This window comes from Comamonas sp. A7-5 (genome assembly GCF_039581385.1).
GTDB lineage: Bacteria > Pseudomonadota > Gammaproteobacteria > Burkholderiales > Burkholderiaceae_C > Comamonas > Comamonas thiooxydans.
The window spans coordinates 121479-146466 of the sequence record NZ_JBCPWO010000004.1 but is presented as its reverse complement, the minus strand read 5'-3'; the positions used below and the strand labels follow the sequence as shown (position 1 = coordinate 146466).

The window sequence follows — 24988 nt, the reverse complement described above, 5'->3', positions numbered from 1 at the left end:
GGCAAGGCTTTTTTCATGGTGCGGCCGGAGCCTGGGTGCCGAGTTCGGCCTCGGTGGCAGGGCGCACCAGGCGCAGCAGCAAGGCATTGCCCTTGCCCATATCGGGCACGGCCTGCAGTGTCTCGGTGTTGACCGCCCAGGCCTGCTGGGCCGAGAGGCCGGAGAGGCTGCTGGATTTGTCCACCTGGGCGTAGTTGTAGGTGTTCAGGCGCTGGGCATTCACGGCGGCCGTACCCGTCCAGTGCCAGTCGCGTGGCGCATTGGGAAAGAGTTCCGGGTTCAGGCCCTGGGGCTTGCTGCTGCGGTCCAGCAGGCGTTTGAGTTCATTGACGCGCGGCAGGCGCCAGCGCAGGTTTTCGGCTTTGCTGCGTTCTGCGGCATGGCTCATGGCCTGCTTGTAGCTGAAGACCTCGGCCTGGCCGCTGCAGGCCTTGCCATTCCAGCTCATGCCCTCGGCGCAGCGCGGCCAGGCCAGCCTGGCGCGCGTGTCTATCACCATGCTGGCATCGGGCGAGAGCTGAAAGGCCGGGGCAGCAGGTGCGGGCTGTGCGCCGGTAGGTCCAGCCGCCAAGCATAGTGCAGCGAGCGCGGTGGGCAGCGAAAAGGGCAGACGTGGGAAGAAGCTTGCAGCAGTCACGGCGAGAGCAGGGAAGGGTGGTTGAGCCCATTGTGCTGGTTGTCCATGCGGTCATCGCCTGGATGACCGGGTCTAAAGCCTCGTAATTGAGGGCTTAGGCACAGGCGCTGCCCGGCGGACTGGCGGACTGGCGGACTGGCGTGAGCCTGCAAGGTCATACAGGAAACCGGCAATTGCTCAGCACATAAATCAAGTTACCACGACAATCACACCCCTATGCAAGCTTCTGTCTCCCTGCGTCTGGTTCTGATCCTGGGCCTGTTGTCGGCCATCGGGCCTTTCGCCATCGATATGTATCTGCCGGCCTTGCCCCAGATCGGCGCCAGCCTGGATGCCCAGGTCGGGGCCGTGCAAGCCAGCCTGACCGCGTTCTTTCTCTCCATTGGTGTGGGCCAGCTGCTCTATGGGCCGGTCTCCGACATGCTGGGCCGCAAGCCGCCGCTGTACTTTGGTCTGACGGTTTTTGCCGTCGCCAGCGTGGGATGCGCGCTGGCCCCGAATATCGAGACCCTGGTGGCGTTTCGCTTTGTGCAGGGTCTGGGCGCTGCGGCCTGCATGGCCGTGCCGCGTGCCGTGGTACGCGATCTGCATACCGGCCACGCGGCCGCGCGCATGATGTCGCTGCTGATGCTGGTGTTCAGCGTCTCGCCGATTCTGGCACCCCTGGCCGGCAGCGGCGTGATTGCCCTGGCCGGCTGGCGTGCCGTGTTCTGGGTGGTGGCGGCCGCAGCCGTGCTGGGTCTGATCGCCACGTGGCGTGGCGTGGAAGAGACCCGCACGGCCGAGGCGCGGCTGGACAGCAGCCTGGTCGGTGCGCTCAAGGCCTATCTGGTCCTGCTGCGTGACTGGCACTACCTGGGCCTGGTGTTCATCGGCGGCTGCGCCATGGCGGGCTTTTTCGTCTATCTGGCGGGCTCGCCCTTTGTGCTCATCAACTACTACGGCCTCTCGTCCACTCAGTACAGCATGGCGTTTGCGCTGAACTCCATCGCCTTTATCGGCGCGGCGCAGCTGACGGGGCGGCTGGGCCAGCGCTTTGGCCTGGTCAATGTGGTCAAGGCTGCGGCTTCTGCTTCGGGCCTGACCATGGCCGCATTGCTGCTCTATTACCTGCTGGGCGGCGAGAAGCTGGCGGTGCTGATCGTGCTGTACTTCATTGCCAGCGCCTTCATGGGCCTGGTGATTCCCACGACCTCGGTGCTGGCCCTGGAAGAGCATGGCGAGATTGCGGGCACGGCCTCTGCCTTGCTGGGAACGCTGCAGATGCTGAGCGGCGCTGCGGCCATGCAGATCGTGGGGCATTTTTCCAATGGCAAGCCCCTGCCCATGGTGGTGGGCATGGCGACAGGCGCCCTGGTGGGCGTGGCGCTGACCTGGATCACGCTGGGCCGTGTGCACCGAGTCGTCCATGACTGAGAGCACTGCTCAAGCTTCCCCTGCCTACGACGGCCTGCCTGACGGTGCGCGTGGCCGCGCCATGCTGGTCATCATTCTGGGACTGACGCTGTCGGTGCTGGACAGCAGCATTGTCAATCTGGCCTTGCCCGCCATTGCGCGCGAGCTGCAGGCCAGCTCGGCCCTGACGCTCTGGGTGGTCAACGCCTATCAGCTGGCCGGCCTGGTGCTGCTGCTGCCGCTGGCAGCCCTGGGCGAGCGTCTGGGTTATCGGCGCATCTATCTGCTGGGCATGACGGTGTTTGTCATTGCCTCGGTGGCGGCCACGCTGGCCAGCTCGCTAAGCACGCTGATTGCAGCGCGCGTGTTTCAAGGCATGGGTGCAGCGGGCATCATGAGCGTCAATGCGGCGCTGGTGCGCTTGACTTATCCGCGTGCCATGCTGGGGCGCGGCATGGCCATCAACTCGCTGGTGGTGGCGACCTCGTCCATGGCCGGGCCTTCGGTGGCCGCTGCCATCCTGTCGGTTGCCAGCTGGCCCTGGCTGTTTGCCATCAACGTGCCGCTGGGCTTGATGACCTTGTGGATGGGGCGCAAGGCGCTGCCGGCCAACCCCGTGGTGCTCAAGAATGGCGAGCCGATAGCGGCGCTTGACGTATTGCTCAATATTCTGATGTTCACCCTGCTTTTCCTGGGCGGTGAGCAACTGGGCGTGCGCATGGGGCAGGATCAGGGGGCTGCGGGCAGCCCGCTGATGCCTTCGGGCTGGTGGCTGCTGGGCGCCGGGCTGGTGGTCGGCTATGTCTATCTGCGCCGTCAGTGGCACAAGACAGCTCCGCTGTTCCCCGTCGATCTGATGCGCATTCCCGTGTTCCGGCTGTCGATGTGCGGCTCGGTCTCGGCCTTCTGCGCGCAGATGCTGTCCTATCTGGCCTTGCCGTTCCTGCTGCTGGAGGCGCGCGGTCTGTCACCCATGGAGGCAGGCATGCTGATCACGGCCTGGCCGCTGGCCACCGTGCTGACGGCGCCGGTGGCCGGACGCCTGATCGGCAAGTATCCCGACGGGTTGCTGGGCGGCATCGGCATGGCCATGTTTGCCTGTGGACTGTGGCTGCTGGCGGCCATGCCGGTCGATGTGGCGCACTGGGACATGGTCTGGCGCATGCTGCTGGCGGGCAGCGGCTTCGCGCTCTACCAGTCGCCCAACAATCACACTATCGTCACTTCGGCCCCCATGTCGCGCAGCGGTGCCGCGGGCGGCATGCTCAGTTCTGCCCGCATGACAGGTCAGACACTGGGTGCCGTGGTGCTGGCCACCATCTTTGCCATCTCGGGCGGGCATGGCGGCAATGCTGAACTGCTGGCGCTGGCTGTGGCCGGCGGTTTTGCGGCGCTGGCCGGAGTTTTCAGCATCTTGCGCGTACGTCCGGGCAAGCAGCAGCATTGATTTGGCAGCAAAAGCTGCTTTTGTCCTGATATAGAGAGCGCAGCCAGTTGCCGATTCCGGGGTTTTGCGGGTTCCGACTCTAGTCCGTTATGACGAGGAGCCTTGCTGCCAAGGTTTTCTACAGTGGTGTCTCAAGCCAGAGACCGCTGCGACGCCGCATGCCCGCATGACAGGAGAATGGCAAGCGGGAGATTGCCGGCATGTCATTGCGCCTTTGGCTGCTTTACATTTTATTAATATTGTCGGCGCACAATGTTGACAAGTTCTTTAGTTCAGACCGCTCCACGTATGAAGATTGACCAGCCCGCTTCGCTGAGCCCGCGCCGAGAGGCGCATTTTTCTTGCCTTCCCAGTGCAAGCCAGCAAGGTCATCGCCAGCAGCGCTGGACACTGGCTGTGGGAGCCATGCTGATTGCCGCTGCGCTGGCGGGCTGCTCCAAGCCCGAGGCGGAGCAAAAAGGCCCGCCCAAGTCCGAGCCGAAGGTCGGCGTGGTCACCTTGCAGTCGCAAAGCCAGCAGCTGGATGCCAGCCTGCCGGGGCGCACCCGTGCCTTCATGACGGCCGAAGTGCGTCCCCAGGTCTCGGGCATCATTCAGCAGCGCTTGTTCACCGAAGGTGCTCTGGTCAAACAGGGCCAGCAGCTCTATCAGATCGACGCCGCGTCGTTGAAGGCGGCCGAGGCCAGTGCTGCGGCCGCCGTTGCCAAGGCCGAAGCCAGCCAGCGCACGCTGGCTGCAACGGCACGGCGCAATGCCGAGCTGGTCAAGATCGACGCGATCAGCAAGCAGGCGTTTGACGAAAGCCAGGCGGCAGCGGCCCAGTCCGCATCGGATGTGGCCGTGGCCAAGGCGAATCTGGAAACCGCACGCATCAATCTCAAGTACAGCCGGATCGAAGCCCCTATCGGCGGTCGCATCGCGCTGTCTGCCGTCACGCCCGGTGCGCTGGTCACGGCCAATCAGGCCACGGCGCTCACCACCATCGTGCGGTTGGACCCCATGTATGTGGACTTCACCCAGTCCAGCACCGATCTGATGCAGCTCAAGCGCGATCTGGATTCCGGCCGCTACCAGAAGGTGGAAGGCAACAAGATTCCCGTGCGCATCCAGCTCGACGACGGCAGCGACTACCCGCATCAGGGCAAGCTGGCCTTTGCGGGCGTGATCGTCAACGACACGACTGGCACGCTGACCCTGCGCGCCGAGGTGCCCAATCCCGACGGCATGCTCATGCCCGGCATGTATGTGAAGGCCTTGCTGCCCACGGCCCTGGCACCCGATGCCTTGCTGGTGCCGCAGCAGTCGGTGACCCGCGATCTGACCGGCCGTGCCAATGTCATGGTCGTCAAGGACGGCGATGTGGTTGAAAAGCGGGATGTGGAACTGGACCGCGCCGTAGGCGCTTTCTGGTTGCTCAAGACGGGCCTGAAAGCAGGCGAGCGTGTGATGGTGGATGGCTTTCAGCGCATCAAGCCCGGCGACAAGGTTCAGACCGTGGAGGTGGATCTGAAGGCCAAGGCCGAGCGCAAGAGCCAGCGGGGCGAGCCGCCCGTGCAGGCCGCTGCCGATGCACCTGCCAAGAAGTAAGCAAGGCAGGCGACACACATGGCTCAGTTCTTCATCAACCGGCCCATCTTTGCGTGGGTCATCGCCATCATCATCATGCTGGCCGGGGCTTTGTCGATCAAGCTGCTGCCGCTGGAGCAGTATCCCGAGATCGCTCCACCCCGCGTGACCATAGGCGCCCAGTACACGGGTGCTTCGGCCGAGACGGTCGAAAACTCGGTGACGCAGATCATCGAGCAGCAGATCAAAGGCATCGACAACATGCTCTATATGAGCTCGACCAGCAATGCCTCCGGTCAGGCTCGCATCACGCTGACCTTTGCTCCGGGCACCAATGTCGACGTGGCGCAGGTGCAGGTGCAAAACAAGATCCAGGGCGCGGTCAACCGCCTGCCGGACTCCGTGAAGACGCGTGGCGTCTTCATCAACAAGGGCGGCCAGGATTTTCTGGTCACCTACAGCTTCTATTCGCCCGATGAAGATGTGACCGCAGTGGACATCGGCGACTACATCAACAGCAATCTGGTGGACATCATCGGTCGCATCGAAGGCGTCGGTGACATCAACGTCTTCGGCACGCCCTATGCCATGCGCATCTGGATGGATCCCGCCAAGATGGAGAAGTACGGGCTGATCCCCTCCGATCTGAGCAGCGCGCTCAACGCGCAAAATGCCCAGGTCTCGGCGGGTCAGCTGGGGGCCTTGCCCGCGGTGCAGAACCAGCAGCTGAACGCGACCATTACGGCGCGTACCAAGCTCAAGACCGTGGAGCAGTTCGAGGACATCGTGCTCAAGTCTTCGAATGACGGCTCGGTCGTCACCATCAAGGACGTGGCCCGGGTGGAACTGGGGGCCGACAATCTGTCCATCCAGGCCAAGCTCAATGGTATGCCGGGCGCAGGCATGGGCATCATCCTGGCCGATGGTGCCAACGCCATGGCGGTGTCGGATGCAGTGGCGGCCAAGCTGGCCGAGCTCAAGCCCTTCTTTCCCAATCAGATCGACTATTTCGTGAGTTCGGACTCCACGCCCTTTGTGCGGGCCTCGATCAGCGAAGTGGTGCATGCGCTGGGCGAGGCCATGGTGCTGGTGGTGATCGTGATGTTCGTGTTCCTGCAGAACTTCCGCGCCACGCTGATCCCCGCCATTGCCGTGCCGGTGGTGCTGCTTGGGACCTTCGGCGTGCTGTCCGTCGCGGGCTTCTCCATCAATACCCTGACCATGTTTGCCATGGTGCTGGCCATCGGCCTGCTGGTGGACGATGCCATCGTGGTGGTCGAGAACGTGGAGCGGGTGATGCACGAGACGGGCAAGTCTCCCAAGGAGGCGACGCGCCAGTCCATGAAGGAAATCACGCCTGCGCTGGTCGGCATCGGGGTCACGCTGTCGGCGGTGTTTGTGCCCATGGCCTTCTTTGGCGGCTCCACGGGTGTGATCTATCGCCAGTTCTCCATCACCATCGTGGCGGCCATGGCGCTGTCCGTGTTCGTGGCCCTGACGCTGACACCGGCGCTGTGCGCCACGCTTCTCAAGGCACCGGATCGCAGCCATGGCGACGGCCATGAGCGTCCCATACGCTCCGGGGTGCTGGGCATCAACGACCGGTTCTTCCGCTGGTTCAACCGCAATTTCGATGCCGCCGCCAATCGCTACCAAAGCACCGTGGCCTTCAGCCTGGGCCGGGCCAAGCGCATGATGCTGATCTTCCTGGCCGTGCTGGCCGCGGTCTGGCTGCTGATGGCCAAGCTGCCCACTTCCTTTCTGCCCGATGAGGACCAGGGCTTTGTCTACGTCAACGTGAACCTGCCTTCCGGTGCTTCGAATGCCCGTCTTCAGGAAGTGCTTGACCAGGTGCGCGAGTACCTGGCCAAGCAGCCGGATGTGATCAGCTTCAACCAGGTGTCCGGTCTCAACGGCGACCAGAGTTCGGCGCGCGGCTTCATCCGTCTGAAGCCCTGGAGCATGCGTCCGCTGCCTTCTCAATCAGCCGCGGCCATTGCGAACAAGGCAACCAGGGAGCTGGCCAGCATCCGTGATGCGCGCGTGCAAGTGGTGCTGCCGCCTGCAGTGCGCGGCCTGGGTTCGAGTTCGGGCTACAACTTCATGATCAAGGACATCAATGGTGTGGGCCACGAGGCACTGCTCGCCGCGCGTGATCAGGTGCTTGGCGAAATGCGCGCCAACAATCTGCTGACTGCCGTGCGCACGACCAATCTGGAAGACGCCAGCGAGCTGCGCGTGGATGTGGATGACCGCAAGGCCGCCGCGCTGGGACTGGCGTACAGCGACATCAACAGCGTGCTCTCCAGCGCCATGGGTGGCACCTATGTGAACGACTTCTTGAACAATGGTCGTGTCAAGCGTGTCTACATCATGGGCGATGCCCAGTACCGCATGCTGCCCACCGATATCGCCAAATGGACGGTGCGCAACAACAAGGGCGAGATGGTGCCTTTCGGAGCCTTCTCCAAAAGCTACTGGGCCTACGGCTCACCCCAGCTGCTGCGCTACAACGGCAGCCCGGCCTATGAGTTCGAAGGCCGTGCCGCAGCCGGCATCAGCTCGGGTACTGCCATGGAGACGGTGGAAGATATCTTGAAGAAGCTGCCCAACGGCATTGCCTACGAATGGACGGGCGCTTCTCTGCAGGAGCGCCAGTCCGGTGCGCAGGCGCCCATGCTGTATGCCATCTCGATTCTGTTCGTCTTCCTGTGCCTGGCTGCACTCTATGAAAGCTGGACGGTGCCGCTGTCGGTGATGCTGGCCGTGCCGCTGGGTGTGGTCGGCGCACTGCTGGCGACCTATACGCGTGGCTTGACCAACGATGTGTATTTCCAGGTCGGTCTGCTCACGACCGTGGGTCTTGCGGCAAAGAACGCGATCCTGATCGTGGAGTTTGCGGTGCAGCTGCAGGAGCAGGGCAAGAAGCTGTTCGATGCGACGGTGGAAGCCGTGCGCCTGCGTCTGCGACCCATCCTGATGACTTCTCTGGCCTTTGGTTTCGGCGTGATCCCGCTGGCCATCGGCACCGGCGCTGGCGCGGGTGGTCGCAATGCCATCGGCACGGCCGTGCTGGGCGGCATGGTGGCATCGACGGTGCTGGGTATCTTCCTCGTGCCGGTGTTCTTCCTGCTGGTTCGCAGCTGGTTCAAGAGCCGCTCGCGCAGCGATGAGGCACCTGACGTCAACAAGGAGAGCGCAGCATGAGGCGCCCGAGCATGAAATTTTCTACCATGGCGGCCGCCGCAGTGACGGCCTTGCTGGCGGGCTGCAATCTGGCTCCGGCCTATAAAACGCCTGATCTGCCCGTGCCCGAGACTGTCTCCGGCAACGCCTTGCCGGCCCAGGCGAGCGAGGCGGCGCTGCAACAGGCCGAGGCGCTGCAATGGTTGCAGTCGCCGCAGCTGCGTGAGGTGGTGGCGCTGGCGCTGAGCAACAATCGCGATCTGCGTGTCGCGCTGGAAAACATCGAGAAGGCGCGCGCCCAGTACGGCATCACAAGAGCCGATCTGCTGCCTGGCATCACGGCCCAGGCGCAGAGCAATCGCACGCGCACCGCAGGGGATCTGACGACGGCCGGGCGTTCCAGCATCACCGAGCAATACACGGCTCAGCTGGGTTTCGCCAGCTATGAGCTGGACCTGTGGGGGCGCATCCGCAATCTGAGCGAAGCCTCGCTGCAGCAGTTTCTGCAAAGCCAGGACAACCGGCGCAATGTGCAGATCGGCCTGGTGGCCGATGTCGCCAATGCCTGGCTGACGCTGGCGGCCGATCAGGCGCGCCTGCAGCTGGCCAAGGACACGCTGGACAGCCGCATCAAGGCTTTTGAGCTGACACGGCGCATGCATGAACTGGGCTCGACCTCCGGTTTGGTGCTGGCCCAGAACCAGACCACGGTCGATACGGCGCGCGGCGATGTGGCCAGCTATACCTCCCAGGTCGACAGAGATCGCAATGCCCTGCAACTGCTGGTGGGGGGGGCGGTGCCCGTGCAACTGCTACCTACTGCGCAGACCCTGACGGGTGCGGCAGACACTGCGGCTCTCAAGGTCGTGCCCGTACCCCTGCCATCATCGGTACTGCTCAAGCGTCCCGATGTGCAGGCCGCCGAGCGCAATCTGCAGGCCATGAATGCCAATATCGGCGCAGCCAGAGCGGCGCTGTTTCCCAGCATCACGCTCACTGGCAGTGTCGGTACCGGCAGCAACGAGCTGGACCGTTTGTTCGGCAACAACAACAGCACCTGGAGTTTCATCCCTCTGGTCAAGCTGCCGATTTTTGATGGCGGTCGCAACCGCGCCAATGTACAGGTGGCCGAAAGCAATCAGCGCATTGCGCTGAGTCAGTACGAGAAGTCCGTGCAGACGGCCTTCAAGGAGGTGGCGGATGTGCTGGCCGACCGAGCCCAGTGGGATGAGCGGCTGGCCGCCCAGACAAGCATGGTGGCCAATACCCAAAAAGCCTTCGATTTGTCGAATGCTCGCTTCAAGGCCGGCGTGGACAACTATCTGACGGTGCTGGATGCGCAGCGCAGCCTCTATACCGCGCAGCAGACCCTGATAGGCCTGCGCCTGTCTGAGCAGCTCAACCGTGTGACTCTGTGGAAGGCGCTGGGCGGGGACGAGGCCGCACAGCAGGGTTGATGGGCGGACTCGCTCGATAAAAAAAGCTGCAGCCTGAAAGACTGCGGCTTTGTTTTTTGATAGCTACTAGCGCTTTACCAGAAAGCGATTGAGCCGGATTTCATTGAAATTTCGGCGCGTCAACATCCAAGGTCATGGCATCTTGAATAGCAGAGCCACCTGGAGTCGGAACAGGGTTCCAGCATTCATGGGCACTTCGGGATGGATGACGGTGTTGTTCATCATCGCCAGCCACAGCGGTGCGAGCAGCAATTCCGGGTGCTGCACCAGCTCGGGCGCCTTGAGTTCGCCACGTTTGGCGGCCAGCTGCGCGAGCCGGGTGAAATGCTCGAGCAGGGCATCGTGCACGTAGCGGCGATACATCTGCGCCAGCAGCGGAAACTCCAGGCCTTCGGCGACGACCAGCCTGGCCGTGGCAGAGCGGCCGCTGCTGTCGATGACCTCTGCCGCAGCCCCCACCGTGCGCAGCAGATACTCGCCCACGGATTCATGCTCGTGCATGGGGCTGGACTGCAAGGCCACGGCGGCAGAGGCGATATGTGTCTGGATCACTGCCTCGAACAAGGCTTCCTTGCTGTCGAAATAGCGAAACAGCGTGACCTTGGACAGTCCTGCGCGCTGTGCAACCGAAGCCGTGGTGCCACGCGCATAGCCGTGTTCCAGAAATTCTGCAAACGCAGCCGCCACGATGGAGCGGCGTGTGGCCTGGGTCTTTTGTGGACTGGGGCCGCGTGGCGTGCGCTTGGGGCGTGCGGTGTCTGGTTCAATCATGGACGCAAGAGCTGGTGAAGTCGCAGACTATGCCTGCATGGGAGCGCGCATCGGGGAAAAGCGTGCGCAAGCAATGATGGCACATTTATACAAGCCGATTCGAAGGCTCCATTTTTGCCTTTGTATGGAGCCTGTCCTGCCCGGAATGATGCGGGCAAACCCTTGTTTTTCTAAAAAATGCCCAAGGCCAGTCCCGTGGCCAGTGATTGCCCCAATTCTTCGCAGCGCTGCAAATCGGCGGACGGTATCTGTTTGGGGGCGAGTATGGCCTCCGGCGTCTGGGCATGGGTGCAGATGATGAGCGGCTCTGCCACGGCCTTCAGGCGCCAGCCGGTGGCAATGCGTTCCATCTGCCTGGCTGCGTTATGACCGTCGCTGCCGGCGCAGACCAAACTGGCATAGGGTCGGCCCTGTATCCGGTCGAGCACGCCGTAATAGCTTCGATCGAAGAAGTCCTTCATCAGACCGCTGATGGCGGCCAGATTCTCCGGTGTGGCAAACAGATAGCCCTGAGCTTGCAGCAGGTCTTGCGGGCCGGCCTGGGAGGCATGCAGCACGCGCACCTCGACGGATTCCTCCTGCTGGGCGCCGGTGCTGGCCGCTTCAACCATCTGGAGTGTGCCGCCAGTCAGTGAGTGGTAGACGATCAGCAGGGTCGTGCGTTGTGACATGGTTGCTTTATTGCCGGTGGACAAACCGCAGGCGCTTGCAGGCGGGAATAACCGGGTAGAGCGCTGTGGTTCTGCTTGATTGTTGCTAAAAAGATACGGGTTGCCGTGGTTTGTGATGCGGCCTGAATGGGACTAAGCTCCGACAAATATTGACATTTGTCAATTTTGCGACCTGGGGTTGCTCTTGATTTTGCAGCGCTTTGTATTGGATATACAAGCTTATGCCTATGATTTGATCTAAATCCAGACGCAATCATGCCAAGGCTTTCAGGGTAATCACTTGGTGTGACTGTTCTTTGGATGTAGGTTTGCTCCTACAAACTATGTCGCTCCTCATCTTGGCTCATGGTGCTGCAGCCTTTGCTGCAAGGCGCCACTGCCGACTGGAGCCACCTCGCAACTCAGGAATCTTGTGTTTTTTGCATGTCGCAATTCGCAACTCAGCCAGTGATGAAAATGCGTAAACCCTGGTTGGCGCTGCTGGCATTGGGTTTTGGAATTTCCTGTGGCAGTTTGGGGGGCTGGATGCTCCATCAACGCCAGGAGTCGCGCATGCAACAGCGCTTGCAGCTCAGTGCCGATATGGCGACGCGAGCTATGGAGCAACGCCTGGGCAGCTATGACCGTCTGCTCGTCAAGCTCGCCGAGCAAATGGCCGGCAATGCGGATGCGGGCCAGCAGGTGTTTGCCCAGCATGCCCATGCTCTGCTCAGTCAGGATAGTCTGGTGGGGCTGCAGGCCCTGAGTCTGACCCGTGCAGTGACTGCGGAGCAGCACACCGATCTTGCGCGTGATTCACAGGCCTTCGAGGTTTCCTACGTCTGGCCGTTGATAGGCAACGAGGCGCTGGCGGGAAGCAACGCGCGTCAGCCGGCGGCGGCATTTCATTCCTTGATGCAGGCGTGGAACTCTCGCCAGATGTCGATGTCGGCTCCATTTCGCTTTCTGCAACTGCCCGATAGCCCCAAGGGCGTGGTGTTGCGGGCTCCGCTATGGGCTGCAGAAGAGGGGGGCGGCGGCGCCGCGATCGGGAAATCTTCCGGAAAGCCGCTCGGGACGCTCAATGCCAGGATCCGTCTGGGCGAATTTGCGAGGGGGCTGGTTCCGGCCAACCTCTACCCTCAGGTCGCCTTCAAGCTGGTGGATCTCAGTCCAGCCGATCCATCGCCAAAGGCTGGTGGGGACCACATGAGACTGACCACACCGCTGTCGATGCTTGCTGGCGGTGCGGAGATCTTGTTCACTGGCTCACTGTGGGCGGAGGCGGAAACCCATCCTGAATTTGCCTTGATCAAGCCGCTGGAGCGGCAGATACAGGTGTATGACCGCATCTGGTCGCTGCAGTTCAAGCCTGCGCTCAGCACTCAGAGAAGGTTTGAGAGGTATCTGCCCTGGCTGGTATTGGGCCTGGGTCTGCTGGCGGGGCTGGTGCTGGCTGCCTGGGTCTCGGGCTGGTGGCAGAGCCGCTGGAGCTGGAGCCGGCGCCTCAAGTTCAGTGCGCAGGCAAGGCAGGAGAGTGATGCGCGCTTTCATGCCATGTGCGAGCAGGCGGCCATGGGCGTGCTCGAGCTTGATATCGCCACGCGCAGCGTACTCAAGGCCAACCAGCATTTCTGTCAGTTGCTGGGCTATGAGGCCCAGGAAATTCACAGACGCAGCGTGCTGGAGTTGGTCATGCCCGAAGACCAGGCGCACTGTGCGCAATTGCTTGAAGGACTGGACCTGCAGCAGTTCCAGCACAACGCGGGCGAATTCTGTCTGCGTTCCAAGGAGGGCGCGCCAGTCTGGGTCGAACTCAATGCGTTTCTGACCGGACGTCATGAATCACGGCGCCTGCAGGTGCTGGTGCAGGACATCAGCGGGCGCAAGCGCCTCGAGCAGATGGAGCGGCTGGGTCATCAGCAGTTGCGCAATCTCATGCAGAGACTTCCGGTGGGTCTGGTCATGGAGGATCTGGATGGGCGCCTGGTCTACTGGAACGAAGAGTTTCTGCGTCTGGCCGGCCATGGGGGCAAGCCCGGCGTATCAACCCAGCAGTGGTGGGAGCGCATGTTCCCCGATGCCGCTGAGCGCGAGCGCGTCATCCAGCGATGGGAAGCCGCCAAGGCTCAGGCCCGCCGGACGTTGCAGCTGCGCCAATCCGAGCGTGTCGACGATGTACAGGCTCAGTGGGACGAGCTCGCCACCGAGGCGTCGGCTTGCACGGTGTCTGCGCAGACATTGATGCTCAGTGGGGTAGACGGCCTGCGCCGCCCGGTCGCGGTCAGTGCCGTGTTGCAAGCCGAAGGGTGCTTGATGGTGCTGCAGGATCAGAGCCAGCGCATGGCGGCCGAGCAGGAGGTCCGCCGTCTGGCCTTCTACGACGCCTTGACTGGCCTGCCCAACCGGCGCCTGCTGGCTGATCGGCTGCAACAGGCTCTGGCCGTGGCGCAACGCAAGGCCCATTTTGGTGGTGTGGTGCTGCTGGATATCGACAACTTCAAAGCCTTCAACGAGACCTACGGCCTGGATCAGGGCGATTTGCTGCTGCAGTCGATGAGTCAGCGCATCCGTGGTCTGCTTCCTTCAGGGGCCACGATTGCTCGTCAGGGCGGCGATGATTTTGTGCTGCTGATCGAGGACCTTGGCAGCGATTCCGTGGCGGCAGCCGCCAGGCTGGAGCAGCAGGCCGACCAGTGGCTGAGCCGCTTGCGTGAGCCCATAGAGATCGGCGGCATTCCGCGCTCCATCACCGTCAGCATGGGCCTGAGCCTGTTTGGCGAGCCAGAGCTGACGGGTGAAGAAGTGCAGCGCCGCGCTGAAATGGCCATGTACCAGGCCAAGAGCCAGGGGCGCAATGTCAGTTGCTTCTTTGACCCCCAGCTGCAATCGGCGCTGCAGGAACGCCGCACGCTTGAACAGGACATGCGTGCCGGTCTGCAGGCCGGTGAATTCGAGCTGTTCTATCAACCCCAGGTGGAGATGGGCAAGGTGATTGGCGCCGAAGGTCTGCTGCGCTGGAAGCATCCTGAAAAAGGCTTTGTCCCCCCTGCGCATTTCATTCCGCTGGCCGAGGAAACAGGCGTCATCCTCCCCCTGGGCGACTGGGTGCTGCAAGCCGCCTGCCAGCAACTGGCGAAATGGGCCAAGCACCCCCGTTATGCGCAACTGGTGCTCTCGGTCAACGTCAGTCCCAAGCAGTTCCATCAGAGCGGATTTGTCGAACAGGTGCTCAAGGCGCTGGCCGAGCATGGGGCCGATGCGCGTCGGCTCAAGCTGGAGCTGACCGAAGGCATGCTGGTCTCCGACGTGGACGACACCATCGCCAAGATGATGCGTCTGAAGTCCTACGGCATCGGATTTTCGCTGGACGACTTTGGTACCGGCTACTCCTCGCTGTCCTATCTGAAACGGCTGCCGCTCGATCAGCTCAAGATCGACCGCAGCTTTGTGCGTGACGTACTGACCGATCCCAATGACGCGGCCATTGCCCGCACCATTGTGGCTCTGGCCAAGAGCCTGAGTCTGCATGTGATCGCCGAAGGCGTGGAAACCCAGGCCCAGTGCCGTTTTCTCGAAGGCATACGCTGCTATGCGTGGCAGGGGTATCTGATGAGCCCGCCCGTGCCGGTCAGCGAGTTCGAGAGCCTGGTCACCAATGGCAATGTGCCGGGATCTCCGACGCCAGCTCTCAGTCCGGTGTCCATGCGCTGAGGCGGTTCATGCTCTCTACAATGCCCGCATTTCGCTGTGTGAGAGATTGAATTGCCTGAAATCAAGACCCTGCTGTTATTTGTCCTGACCGCCGTGGCGGAGATTGTGGGCTGCTACCTGCCCTGGCTCTGGCTCAAGCAGGGCGGCAGCGCCTGGCTGTTGCTGCCCGCCGCGGTCAGCCTGGCCTTGTTTGTCTGGCTGCTGACTTTGCATCCCTCGGCCTCGGGTCGTGTCTACGCGGCCTACGGCGGCATCTACATCAGCGTGGCGCTTCTGTGGCTGTGGCAGGTGGATGGCATCAAACCCAGCGTCTGGGATATGGCAGGGGTGGCCGTCTGTCTGCTGGGGGCGGGTTTGATTGCTTTTCAGCCGCGCACCTGAGGCATCCGCTGCTCTCTTATTCGATCTAAATCTGCCCCAATCCCTTGCCGATCCTGCGCAGGCCGCTATGGTTTGCGTATATGCAGCAATCTTGGCTGACGAGGGGGCAGGCCGCGTTATGATTCCCGTCTGTTGACGGTTGCGAGCAAGAACAGGGCTTTTTCAAGTTTTGCGTTTGTGCAACCGCTTTTGCCGTTTTTCTTTCCTAATCACAAGCCTTTGCTGGCCAGCCTCTAGACCGACACCGACACCGTGCGCCTGAATTCCATCAAGCTCTCCGGCTTCAAATCCTTTGCCGAGCCCACCAATTTCATTCTGCCGGGGCAGATGGTCGGCGTGGTGGGGCCCAACGGTTGCGGCAAGTCCAACATCATGGATGCGGTGCGCTGGGTGCTGGGGGAGAGCAAGGCCAGCGAGCTGCGTGGCGAGTCCATGCAGGACGTGATCTTCAACGGCACCACGCATCGCAAGCCGTCCAGCCGTGCCAGTGTGGAGCTGACCTTCGACAACAGCGACCACCGCGCAGGCGGTCAGTGGGGGCAGTTTGGCGAAATCGCCGTCAAGCGCGTGCTCACGCGCGAGGGCAACAGCAGCTACTTCATCAACAACCAGCCCGTGCGTCGTCGCGACGTGCAGGACGTGTTTTTGGGCACGGGTCTGGGACCGCGTGCCTACGCCATCATCGGTCAGGGCACGATCAGCCGCATCATCGAGTCGCGCCCCGAAGAGCTGCGCCTGTTCCTCGAAGAAGCGGCCGGGGTTTCCAAGTACAAGGAGCGTCGTCGTGAGACGGAAAACCGCCTCTCGGCCACGACCGAGAACCTCACCCGTGTGGAAGACATTCTGCGCGAGCTCAATGCCAATCTGGACAAGCTGGAAAAGCAGGCCGAAGTTGCGGCCAAGTACAACGGCCTGAACGCCCAGGTCACGCTCAAGCAGCACCAGCTGTGGTTCATGAAGCGGGCCGATGCCGAGGCCGAGCAGGACCGCGTGCGTGTCGAAGGCCTCAAGGTCGTCAACGAGCTCGAAGAGCGCATGGCCGATATCCGCAACAACGAGAGCGGACTCGAGACCCTGCGCCAGTCGCACTACGACGCCAGCGATCAGGTCAATCAGGCGCAGAGCAAGCTCTACGAAGCCACGGCCGAGGTCGGCAAGCTGGAGGCCGAAATCCGCTATGTGGTCGAAGGCCGCCAGCGCGTGCAACTGCGTCTGCAGCAACTGGCCGAGCAACTGCTGCTGTGGAGTAGCCGCAGCGAAGAGGCCCAGGGCGAGATCGAGAACATCGAGGGTGCGGGCATGGATGCCGAAGAGCAGGCCGAGATGCTGGCTGCCCAGCTCGAGGAGCAAAGCACCCGCCTGCCCGATCTGGAAGATTCTCTGCATAAGGCGCAGAAAGCCGATGCAGACCAGCGCAACTCGGTGGTGCAGGTGCAGCAGCAGATTCAGGTGCTGGCCGCCGAGCAGCGCAGTCTCGATGAGCAGCGCCGTCAGTTTGAAACCCGTTATGAACGTTTGCGGGCCGACCGCAATGCACTGGAAACGCCGGACGAAGCGCGCCTGAACAATTTGCAGGCGCAGCTGGCCGAGGCGCAGGAGCTGGCCGAGATGGCCGATGCCGTCCTCAATGAGTTGCAGGACAGCGTGCCGCAACTCGATGAGGATAGGCGCGCACGCCAGCAGGCCGTGAATGCCGAAAACAGTCGTCACGCCGATCTGTCGGCGCGGCTGGATGCGCTCAAGGCCTTGCAGGAAAAGGTCAAGACCGATGGCAAGCTTCAGCCCTGGCTGGCCAAGCATGGGTTGGACGGCATGCAAGGCCTGTGGAGCCGCATAGCCATCGAGTCGGGTTGGGAAAATGCGCTGGAAGCCGCACTGCGCGAACGTCTGGGTGCGCTGGAAGTCGGTCGCCTCGACATGGTGCGCGGTTTTCTGGGCTCCGGGGGGCTGGACGCTCCGCCGGCCCGGCTGGCCTTTTTCAGCCAGGCTCAGGCAGCGGGAGCACCTGTGGCTGCGCGCTTTGCGCGTCTCAGCGATCTGCTCAAGATCAATGATGCCGGCCTGCGCGCCGTGCTGGTGGACTGGCTGACGGGCTGCTATACCGCGCCCACGCTCGACGAGGCCCTGGCCAAGCGTGCCGATCTGCAGGCTGGCGAGACCATTTATGTGCCCACCGGCCATGCGGTGACCGCGCACAGCGTGACCTTTTATGCGCAGGACTCCGAACAATCGGGGCTGCTGGCGCGGGCGCAGGAAATCGAGCACCTGGAAAAGGAAGTCCGCGCCCAGGCGCTGATCGCCGATGAATCGCGTTCGGCCTTGGTGCGCGCCGAAAGCGCTTATGCCGATGCCTCGCAGCGTCTGGTGTCCGCACGCCGCGAAGCGAGCGAGTCGCAAAGCCGTGCCCATGAGCTGCAGGTCGAGACCTTGCGCCTGTCTCAACTGGCCGAGCAGGCGCGCGCACGCAATGCGCAAATTTCGGCGGATCTGTCCGAAGTCGAAACCCAGCTCTCCGATATCGAAGAGCGCAAGGTCGCCGCCGAGGCCCGCTTTGAAGAGCTGGACATGCAGTTGGCCGACAGCCAGGAGCGCCATGCCCAGCTGGGGGATCGCGTGCTGGAGGCCGAGCGCCGCCTGAACGAATCGCGCGAGCAGTTGCGCAGTCTGGAGCGTCAGGCCCAGGAGGCGACCTTCTCGCAGCGCACGCTGCACGCGCGTCGCGCCGAGCTGTCGCGCACCATCGAAACCGCCAGCCAGCAGGCCAAGTCCCTGGCCGAGGAGCAGCAACGCGCTCAGGACGAACTGGCAAGACTGTCTGATGCCGCAGCGCAGGGCGGCCTGCAGGATGCGCTGGATCTGAAGATGCAGCGCGAAAAAGACGTCGCCGAGCGCCGCAGCGAATATGAGGATCTGACCAATAAGCTGCGTGCCAGCGACGAGCGCCGCCAGAGCCTGGAAAAGGCACTGGACCCGCTGCGTCAGCGCATCACCGAATTCCAGCTCAAGGAACAGGCCGCGCGCCTGGGACTGGAGCAGTACAGCAATCTGCTGACCGAAGCCGAGGCCGATCTGGCTGCTGTGGCTCAGTCGATTGCCGAAGGAAATGTGCGCATGCACGGCCTGCAAGGTGAAATCGACCGCCTGCACCGCGAAATCCAGGCCCTGGGGGCCGTGAATCTGGCCGCGCTGGATGAGTTGACCCTGGCGCGTGAGCGCAAGACCTTCCTCGATGCGCAGATGGATGATCTGACCAAGGCCATGAACACCTTGGAAGAAGCCATTCGCAAGATCGATGCCGAGACGCGGGATTTGCTGACCGGCACCTTCGACATCGTCAATCGCCATTTTGGCCGCATGTTTCCCGAGCTGTTCGGTGGCGGTCAGGCCAAGTTGGTGATCACTGGCGACGAGATTCTCGACGCCGGGGTGCAGGTGATTGCCCAGCCGCCCGGCAAGAAGAACCAGACCATTCACCTGCTCTCGGGCGGCGAGAAGGCGCTGACCGCGATTGCGCTGGTGTTTGCCATCTTCCAGCTCAACCCAGCGCCATTCTGTTTGCTGGACGAGGTGGATGCGCCGCTGGACGACGCCAATACCGAACGTTATGCCAAGCTGGTTTACAGCATGAGCAAGGGAACCCAGTTCCTGTTCATCAGTCACAACAAGATCGCCATGGAGATGGCTGAGCAGCTGATTGGTGTGACCATGCAGGAACAGGGCGTTTCACGAATTGTTGCGGTGGACATGGAGTCCGCCCTCTCCATGGCTGAGCTATCCTGAGCCCGGCCATCCCCTATTGAAGAACCGTTTTCTCACATGAGTAACTTGCAAATCAGTCTGGCCGTCCTGGGTGTGGTGCTGTTGGCGCTGATCGTTGCCTACAACTCCTGGACTGCGCGTCGCAATGCGCCCAAGCGGGCCGAGCCTGAGGAAGAAAGCACAGATCCTCAGCGCCTCGAGCCCGGAATGAACACCGTCGGTCATGGTGCGGACCTGACCAAATACCAGCATGAGCCCGTGCTGGGGGATTTCGGCAAGGCCATTCCCGGTACCGAGCCCCTGCAGATGCCCGAATCCGCAGGTCGCTTTGCCGAAGCCGATGCCGAGCTGGCCCGCCTGGTGGCGCGCGAAGCCCATGAGGAAGCGCAGCGTCAGGAAGCTCTGGCGGCCGCCCAGCACAAAGCCGAGACGACCGAGGCTGCGCATGCTGTGCAAGAGGTGAACGCTCAGGGCACGGATGCAGCCATTGCTGCAGTGACCGAGCAGGCCGCGCAGGCTGTGGAGCCCGTGTTGACGGACGCTCCTCTGGCCGCCTCGATTCCTCCCGCCCCGTCAGTGGAGCGACGCGGCCATCTGGATGCGCTGATCGATGCGATTGCTCCGATCACTGTGGCCCAGATTGTTCCTGGTGAAGTGGCCTTGCAGGCCCAGCCCAGTACCCGCCGTGCCGGCAACAAGCCCTTTGCCATTGAAGGCATGAACCAGGACAGCAAGCAGTGGGAGCCGTTGCAGACCGGCCAGCGCTATCTGGGCTTTCAGGCCGGTGTCCAGCTGGCCAACCGTACCGGTGCACTCAACGAGATCGAGTTTTCGGAGTTCGTCACCAAGGTGCAGCGCTTCGCCGATGCGCTGGGCGCCATGGCCGACGTGCCCAATATGCTCAACGAGGTCTCGCGTGCACGCGAGCTCGATCAGTTCGCCAGCGAGCACGATGCGCAGCTGAGCTTTATGCTGCGTGCGCGTCAGGCGTCCTGGAGTGCTGGTTATGTCCAGCAAAATGCCCAGCGCCTGGGCTTTGTCATCACGCCCATGCCGGGCCGCATGGTGCTTGCCTCCCCCATCCAGGGCCTGCCTCCGGTGCTGGTGTTGAACTACGACCCCCAGGCCGCCATGGGCGATGATCTGGATCAGTCCGTCGTGCGCGAATTCCTGCTCAGCCTGGACGTGGCCCAGGTGCCGCGCGGGCAGCAGCCGTTTGCGCGCCTGCGTCAGGTGGCGGAGCAACTGTGCCAGACCATGGACGGCGTGCTCTGCGACCAGAACGGCTATCTGCTGCCGGTCTCGGCACTGGACCCGATTCAGCATGACCTGGAGCTGCTCTACGACAAGCTCGACAGCGCAGAGCTGTCGGCCGGCTCACTTCTTGCCAGAAGGCTTTTCAGCTAAAACAAACAGGCCAACAATGTTGGCCTTTTTTATCCCGGACTTTGAATTTCCAGCGGGCAGAGCATGACCGAGAATTTAGATCTTTTTTCCGCTGAACCCCAGGGCCAGAAGCCATCGACAGCTATCAATGCAGGCGTGCCCGAAAGCGTGACGAGCAAGGTGGCGGCATTGCGCGCCCAACTCCATCAATGGGCACATGAGTACTATGTACTCGATACGCCCACGGTTCCCGACGGGGAATATGACCGCGTCTATCAGCAACTCGAAGCGCTGGAGGGGGCTTACCCCGCACTCGTTACGCCGGACTCTCCCACGCAGCGCGTGATCGGTGCGGTGCTGGACGGTTTGACTCCGGTTCGCCATGCCGTGCCCATGCTGAGCATCCAGACAGAGACCGATAACGAGGCCACGGGTGCCATTGCCTTCGACCAGCGTGTGCGCAAGGAGCTGGGGCTGGATGAGTCCGCTGCAGCCATCGAATATGTGGCCGAGCCCAAGTTCGACGGCCTGGCCATGAATCTGCGTTATGAAAACGGTCGCCTGGTGCAGGCCACCACGCGTGGCGATGGCGAGGTGGGGGAAGACGTCACGCACAATATCCGTACCATTCGCCAGATTCCACTGACCCTGTCCGCAGGCCGCGATGTCCCCCCCGTGGTGGAGGTGCGAGGCGAGGTGCATATGGCTAAGGCCGATCTGGACAAGCTCAACGCGCGCCAGCAGGCCGCAGGTGCCAAGACCTTTGCCAATCCGCGCAATGCGGCGGCCGGATCGGTCCGTCAGCTCGACTCGAATATCGCGGCCCAGCGTCCGCTGTCGTTCTTCGCCTATGGTCTGGGCGAGATCACGCCGCCGGAGCAGGGCGGGCCGGACTTCGGCACGCATTACGCCATGCTGCAGACTTTGAAATCCTGGGGCTTTCCGGTTGCACCGCAAGTCAGTATTGCGCTGGGCGCTTCTGAACTGGTAGCGTTTCACGAACGCATCGGTGCCGAGCGCGCCAATCTGCCCTATGAAATCGACGGCGTGGTCTACAAGGTCAACAGCCTGGCTCTGCAGCGTCAGCTGGGGTTCAAGTCGCGCGAGCCGCGCTGGGCCGTGGCGCACAAATACCCGGCGCAGGAGATGCCTACGCTCATGGAAGCCATCGATGTGCAGGTGGGGCGCACGGGCAAGCTGACGCCCGTGGCCCGCCTGGCTCCTGTGCAGGTGGGCGGTGTGGTGGTGACCAATGCCACGCTGTCCAATCTGTTCGACATCCGCAAGAAGGGTGTGCGCGTGGGCGATCAGGTCATAGTGCGCCGTGCGGGCGATGTGATCCCCGAGGTGGTGGGACGGGTGCCGGGCGAGCGGCCTGCTTATGTGCCCAACTTCCGCATGCCCAAGACCTGTCCCATCTGCGGCAGCGAGGTAGTGCGTGAAAAAGGCGAGGCCAACCACCGCTGCACGGGCGGCCTGTTCTGTGGCGCACAGCGCAAGGAAGCAATCTTGCACTTTGCTCACCGCCGAGCCATGGACATCGAAGGTCTGGGCGACAAGCTGGTCGATCAGCTCGTGGATGCCCAGGTGGTGCGCGTGCTGCCTGACCTTTACAGGCTGGGCCTGAGCTCGCTGGCGGCGCTGGATCGCATGGCCGAGAAATCCGCCCAGAACGTGCTGGCAGCCCTTGAAAAATCCAAGAGCACCACGCTGCAGCGCTTTCTGTTTGGCTTGGGCATTCGCAATGTGGGCGAATCCACGGCCAGGGATCTGGCCAAGCATTTCGGCAAGCTCGACGCCATCATGGACGCCAGCGTGGAGGAGTTGCTGCAAGTCAAGGATGTCGGGCCGGTGGTGGCCGACAGCATTCACACCTTTTTTGCCCAGCCCCATAACCGCGAGGTGGTGGACCAGCTGCGCGCCTGCGGTGTGCATTGGGAGGAAGGCGAGCCAGCCGAGAAGGCGCCTCAGATTCTGGCCGGCCTGACCGTGGTGCTGACCGGCACCTTGCCCACGTTGGGCCGCGACGCCGCCAAGGATATGCTGGAGGCGGCGGGTGCCAAGGTCTCGGGTTCGGTCAGCAAAAAGACCAGCTATGTGGTCGCAGGGGCCGAGGCGGGCAGCAAGCTGGCCAAGGCCGAGGAGCTGGGCGTGCCCGTGCTGGACGAAGCTGGCATGCTGGCTCTGCTAAGGGGCGAGCAGCCCGGTTGAGTCGACTGTAGAAGCAGCAAGGGGGCTACATGAACAAATTGCGACGCAAACCCGTGGTGGGCCTGGCCCTGGGCAGTGGCTCTGCAAGAGGCTGGGCGCATTTTGGCGTGCTGCGCGCGCTGCGCGAGGCCGGTGTCAGCCCCGACATCATCTGCGGCACCTCCATTGGCTCATTGGTCGGTGCAACCTATGCCGCCGGCGAAATGGATGCCTTCGAGAGCTGGGTGCTGGGCCTGGGCAAGCGAAAGGTCTTCGGCTTCATGGACTTCAATCTGGGCGGTGGATTGCTCAAGGGCGAGAAGATCATCGAGTTCTGGCGCGAGAATTTCGTCCAGGAAACCGTGGAGCAACTGGGCACGCCGTTCGGCTGTGTGGCCACCGATCTGCAGACAGGTGCCGAGGTCTGGCTGCGCAAGGGCTCGATTGCCGAAGCCGTGCGCGCGTCCATCGCCTTGCCCGGCCTGTTCACTCCGGTGATGCGGGAAGGGCGGCTGCTGGTCGATGGCGGTCTGGTCAACCCGGTGCCGGTGTCGCTGGCGCGCGCCATGGGTGCGGACATCGTCATCGCCGTCGATTTGAATGCCGACATCATGCGCAGGCATATGAAGCCCGTTGACATGAGCGAGAGCGAGATCAACCTGCATTCCCGCGAGCTCAGGGTCTCGCAGCTGCATCTGGATGAGGAAGAGCCTCCGGTGCCGCTGGGCCAGATTCCTGAAGCGCTGGCGGCGAATGGCTCACCGCTCGGTTGGGCGGGCGCATGGATGCGCAGTATGACGAGCGTGAAGACATTGTCCTCATCCGTCATGCGCAGGGGGCGCAAGGGGGAGGGAGATGCCGAGGACGGTGCTTCTGTGCCTGTACCCTCGCTGGTCAATGTGGTCATGGCCAGTGTCAACATCATGCAGATGCGCATCACCCGCAGCCGCATGGCGGGTGACCCGGCCGAGGTGCTGATTGCTCCGCGCCTCTCGCATGTCGGGCTGATGGACTTCTACCGGGGGCGCGAGTCCATCGATGAAGGCTATGCCGCAACCCAGCTGGCGTTGCCTGCGCTCAAGGACTGGGGTCTTTAGCCCGGAGTGCGCACGGCTCTGGAGTGCCGAGGACGCAGCCTGCTCAGCTGCGGATATAGGTCCAGCCACCTTGCTGCATGCGGGCGATGGCTTCGACGGCGCCCATGGGCAGCACCTGAATATTGTCCGGTGCGCTGATGCCGGCGTTCCTGAGCGTGTTGGGGCACAGCAGCACATGTGCCAGAGCAGGACCCATGTCGTCCGGCTGGTCCAGCACGGCTTGCACGGCCTGGGCATTGACGACAATCCAGACTTCCAACTCGGGGTTGGCGGCTTTCAGGTTCTTGAAGTTGCCGCGTGCGCGGACCAGTGCTTGCGTGCTGGGTGCGTGCAGCACGATGCGGGTGCTGGGGCGCAGGGCGGGCAGCAGGGTGTTCCAGTCAGGTCGGCTCATGGTGTTGGGGCAGATTTGCTAGCGCGATGATAGCCGCTTGCAAATTCTGTGCAGGGGCTATGCGGTGACTTGAATCCTAATGTGCTGGCGACTTGGCGGGAGCTTTGTCCATCAACTCGTCCAGCAGCCCGGGCGGCATGCCGGTGCGGATCTGCACCAGCCCCTGGGCATTCTTCCAGATCGTCGCGGGTGTGGCACGCAGGCCTGCATTGCTCATCAGCGCGGCGTTGTTGGCTAGTGCATCGCGGGCCGACAGGGGGATGCGCTGCAGCGGTGCAATACCCAGGACATCGGGATTCTTGCCATGAGCGTCGGCATAGGCCATGGCATGGCTGGCAAGAGCCTGCTCGGGTGCCTTGGAGGCCAGAATGGCGGCGGCCTTGCCTTCGCTGCTGGGGCGCAGCATGCCCACCAGAATATGGCGCAACTGCAACTGGCCAGCTTGCACCAGTGGTCTGGCATCGCGCCAGAGCTGGTTGCAATAAGGGCAGTTGGGATCGGTGAACACATAGGCGATGCGGGCGGCATCGGGCTTGCCGTCGCCAATCCAGTGTGTACGCTCCAGATCGATCCAGAACTCCTGGCCCATGGGCTTTTGCACGGCGTTGTGCAAAGCTTTGGCGTTGACATCCTTGCCCTGGGCATCGATGACGGTGCCAATCACCCAGTGCTTGCCGTCAGGCATGCGGTAGATGGGGATGGGCTGCTGGTCGCGGTAGGCGGCCCAGGCCTTGAGGCCGCCGGAGCTTTGCATGGGGCCCACGATCTGCAGGCCTTGTTCGGCGAGAAACTGCGCTGAGGGCAGGTCGCTGCTTGCCGCACCGCTTGCTGCAGCGCCGCTGGCGGCAATCACGTCGCGGGTATAGGCCACGGCCACCACGGTGGCTGCGGCTGCAGCGAAGATGGGGAGAATCAGCGCCATCCATTGGCGTGACAGGGGCTGTAAACGTGGCACGAT

16 protein-coding genes are annotated in these 24988 nt (G+C 62.7%); 11 read left to right on the top strand and 5 right to left on the bottom strand.

Annotated features, from left to right (window positions below; translation table 11 throughout):
- Positions 1-13: 13 nt before the first annotated feature.
- Positions 14-571: a DUF1566 domain-containing protein gene (locus tag AAIL67_RS08700; RefSeq protein WP_003062423.1), complete on the bottom strand. Its 558-nt coding sequence runs from the start codon at positions 569-571 to the stop codon at positions 14-16.
- Positions 572-853: 282 nt separating this feature from the next.
- Between AAIL67_RS08700 and AAIL67_RS08695 the strand changes: the two genes are divergently transcribed.
- The 5 genes from AAIL67_RS08695 (at position 854) to AAIL67_RS08675 (ending at position 9688) form a co-directional block, all read left to right on the top strand.
- Positions 854-2053, top strand: coding sequence for a multidrug effflux MFS transporter (locus AAIL67_RS08695; protein ID WP_343483790.1), 1200 nt, complete (start codon positions 854-856; stop codon positions 2051-2053).
- Complete coding sequence (locus AAIL67_RS08690) at positions 2046-3479, top strand: MFS transporter (RefSeq protein WP_343483789.1); 1434 nt, start codon at positions 2046-2048, stop codon at positions 3477-3479. Before AAIL67_RS08695 ends, AAIL67_RS08690 begins: the two co-directional genes overlap by 8 nt.
- Before the next feature lie 288 nt (positions 3480-3767).
- On the top strand, positions 3768-5066 hold the full coding sequence (locus AAIL67_RS08685) for an efflux RND transporter periplasmic adaptor subunit (protein ID WP_003062415.1): 1299 nt from the start codon (positions 3768-3770) through the stop codon (positions 5064-5066).
- An 18-nt stretch (positions 5067-5084) separates the two neighbouring features.
- The gene (locus AAIL67_RS08680; RefSeq protein ID WP_003062414.1) at positions 5085-8252 is read left to right on the top strand and encodes an efflux RND transporter permease subunit; all 3168 of its coding nucleotides are present in this window, start codon (positions 5085-5087) and stop codon (positions 8250-8252) included.
- Positions 8249-9688: an efflux transporter outer membrane subunit gene (locus AAIL67_RS08675; protein ID WP_057092436.1), complete on the top strand. Its 1440-nt coding sequence runs from the start codon at positions 8249-8251 to the stop codon at positions 9686-9688. Before AAIL67_RS08680 ends, AAIL67_RS08675 begins: the two co-directional genes overlap by 4 nt.
- A 132-nt stretch (positions 9689-9820) precedes the next feature.
- Here AAIL67_RS08675 and AAIL67_RS08670 read toward each other — a convergent pair whose 3' ends face one another.
- Together AAIL67_RS08670 and AAIL67_RS08665 are read right to left on the bottom strand one after the other, a co-directional pair.
- A complete protein-coding gene (locus AAIL67_RS08670; protein ID WP_003062413.1) occupies positions 9821-10459 on the bottom strand; it encodes a TetR/AcrR family transcriptional regulator in 639 nt (212 codons plus the stop codon).
- 170 nt (positions 10460-10629) lie between these two features.
- Entirely contained in the window at positions 10630-11130 is a 501-nt protein-coding gene (locus AAIL67_RS08665) for an NAD(P)H-dependent oxidoreductase (RefSeq protein WP_224648310.1), read from the bottom strand.
- Between the two features lie 552 nt (positions 11131-11682).
- Between AAIL67_RS08665 and AAIL67_RS08660 the strand changes: the two genes are divergently transcribed.
- The 6 genes from AAIL67_RS08660 to AAIL67_RS08635 all read left to right on the top strand — a co-directional run bounded on the left by AAIL67_RS08660 (position 11683) and on the right by AAIL67_RS08635 (position 23636).
- Complete coding sequence (locus AAIL67_RS08660; protein WP_003062405.1) at positions 11683-14823, top strand: EAL domain-containing protein; 3141 nt, start codon at positions 11683-11685, stop codon at positions 14821-14823.
- A gap of 51 nt (positions 14824-14874) precedes the next feature.
- On the top strand, positions 14875-15204 hold the full coding sequence (locus tag AAIL67_RS08655) for a YnfA family protein (RefSeq protein ID WP_343483787.1): 330 nt from the start codon (positions 14875-14877) through the stop codon (positions 15202-15204).
- A 252-nt stretch (positions 15205-15456) separates the two neighbouring features.
- Entirely contained in the window at positions 15457-18984 is a 3528-nt protein-coding gene (gene smc / locus AAIL67_RS08650) for a chromosome segregation protein SMC (protein ID WP_003062399.1), read from the top strand.
- A 36-nt stretch (positions 18985-19020) separates the two neighbouring features.
- Positions 19021-20370: a cell division protein FtsZ gene (locus AAIL67_RS08645; RefSeq protein WP_039048927.1), complete on the top strand. Its 1350-nt coding sequence runs from the start codon at positions 19021-19023 to the stop codon at positions 20368-20370.
- 63 nt (positions 20371-20433) lie between these two features.
- Positions 20434-22560, top strand: coding sequence for an NAD-dependent DNA ligase LigA (gene ligA, locus AAIL67_RS08640; RefSeq protein ID WP_224648309.1), 2127 nt, complete (start codon positions 20434-20436; stop codon positions 22558-22560).
- 29 nt (positions 22561-22589) lie between these two features.
- Entirely contained in the window at positions 22590-23636 is a 1047-nt protein-coding gene (locus AAIL67_RS08635) for a patatin-like phospholipase family protein (RefSeq protein WP_003062395.1), read from the top strand.
- Positions 23637-23679: 43 nt separating this feature from the next.
- On the opposite strand, the gene AAIL67_RS08630 is transcribed toward AAIL67_RS08635, so the two are convergent.
- Positions 23680-24030 (bottom strand): hypothetical protein, encoded by a 351-nt coding sequence (locus AAIL67_RS08630; RefSeq protein ID WP_003062392.1) that lies wholly within the window; start codon positions 24028-24030, stop codon positions 23680-23682.
- A 76-nt stretch (positions 24031-24106) separates the two neighbouring features.
- Positions 24107-24952: a thiol:disulfide interchange protein DsbG gene (gene dsbG / locus AAIL67_RS08625; protein ID WP_003062389.1), complete on the bottom strand. Its 846-nt coding sequence runs from the start codon at positions 24950-24952 to the stop codon at positions 24107-24109.
- Positions 24953-24988: the final 36 nt, after the last annotated feature.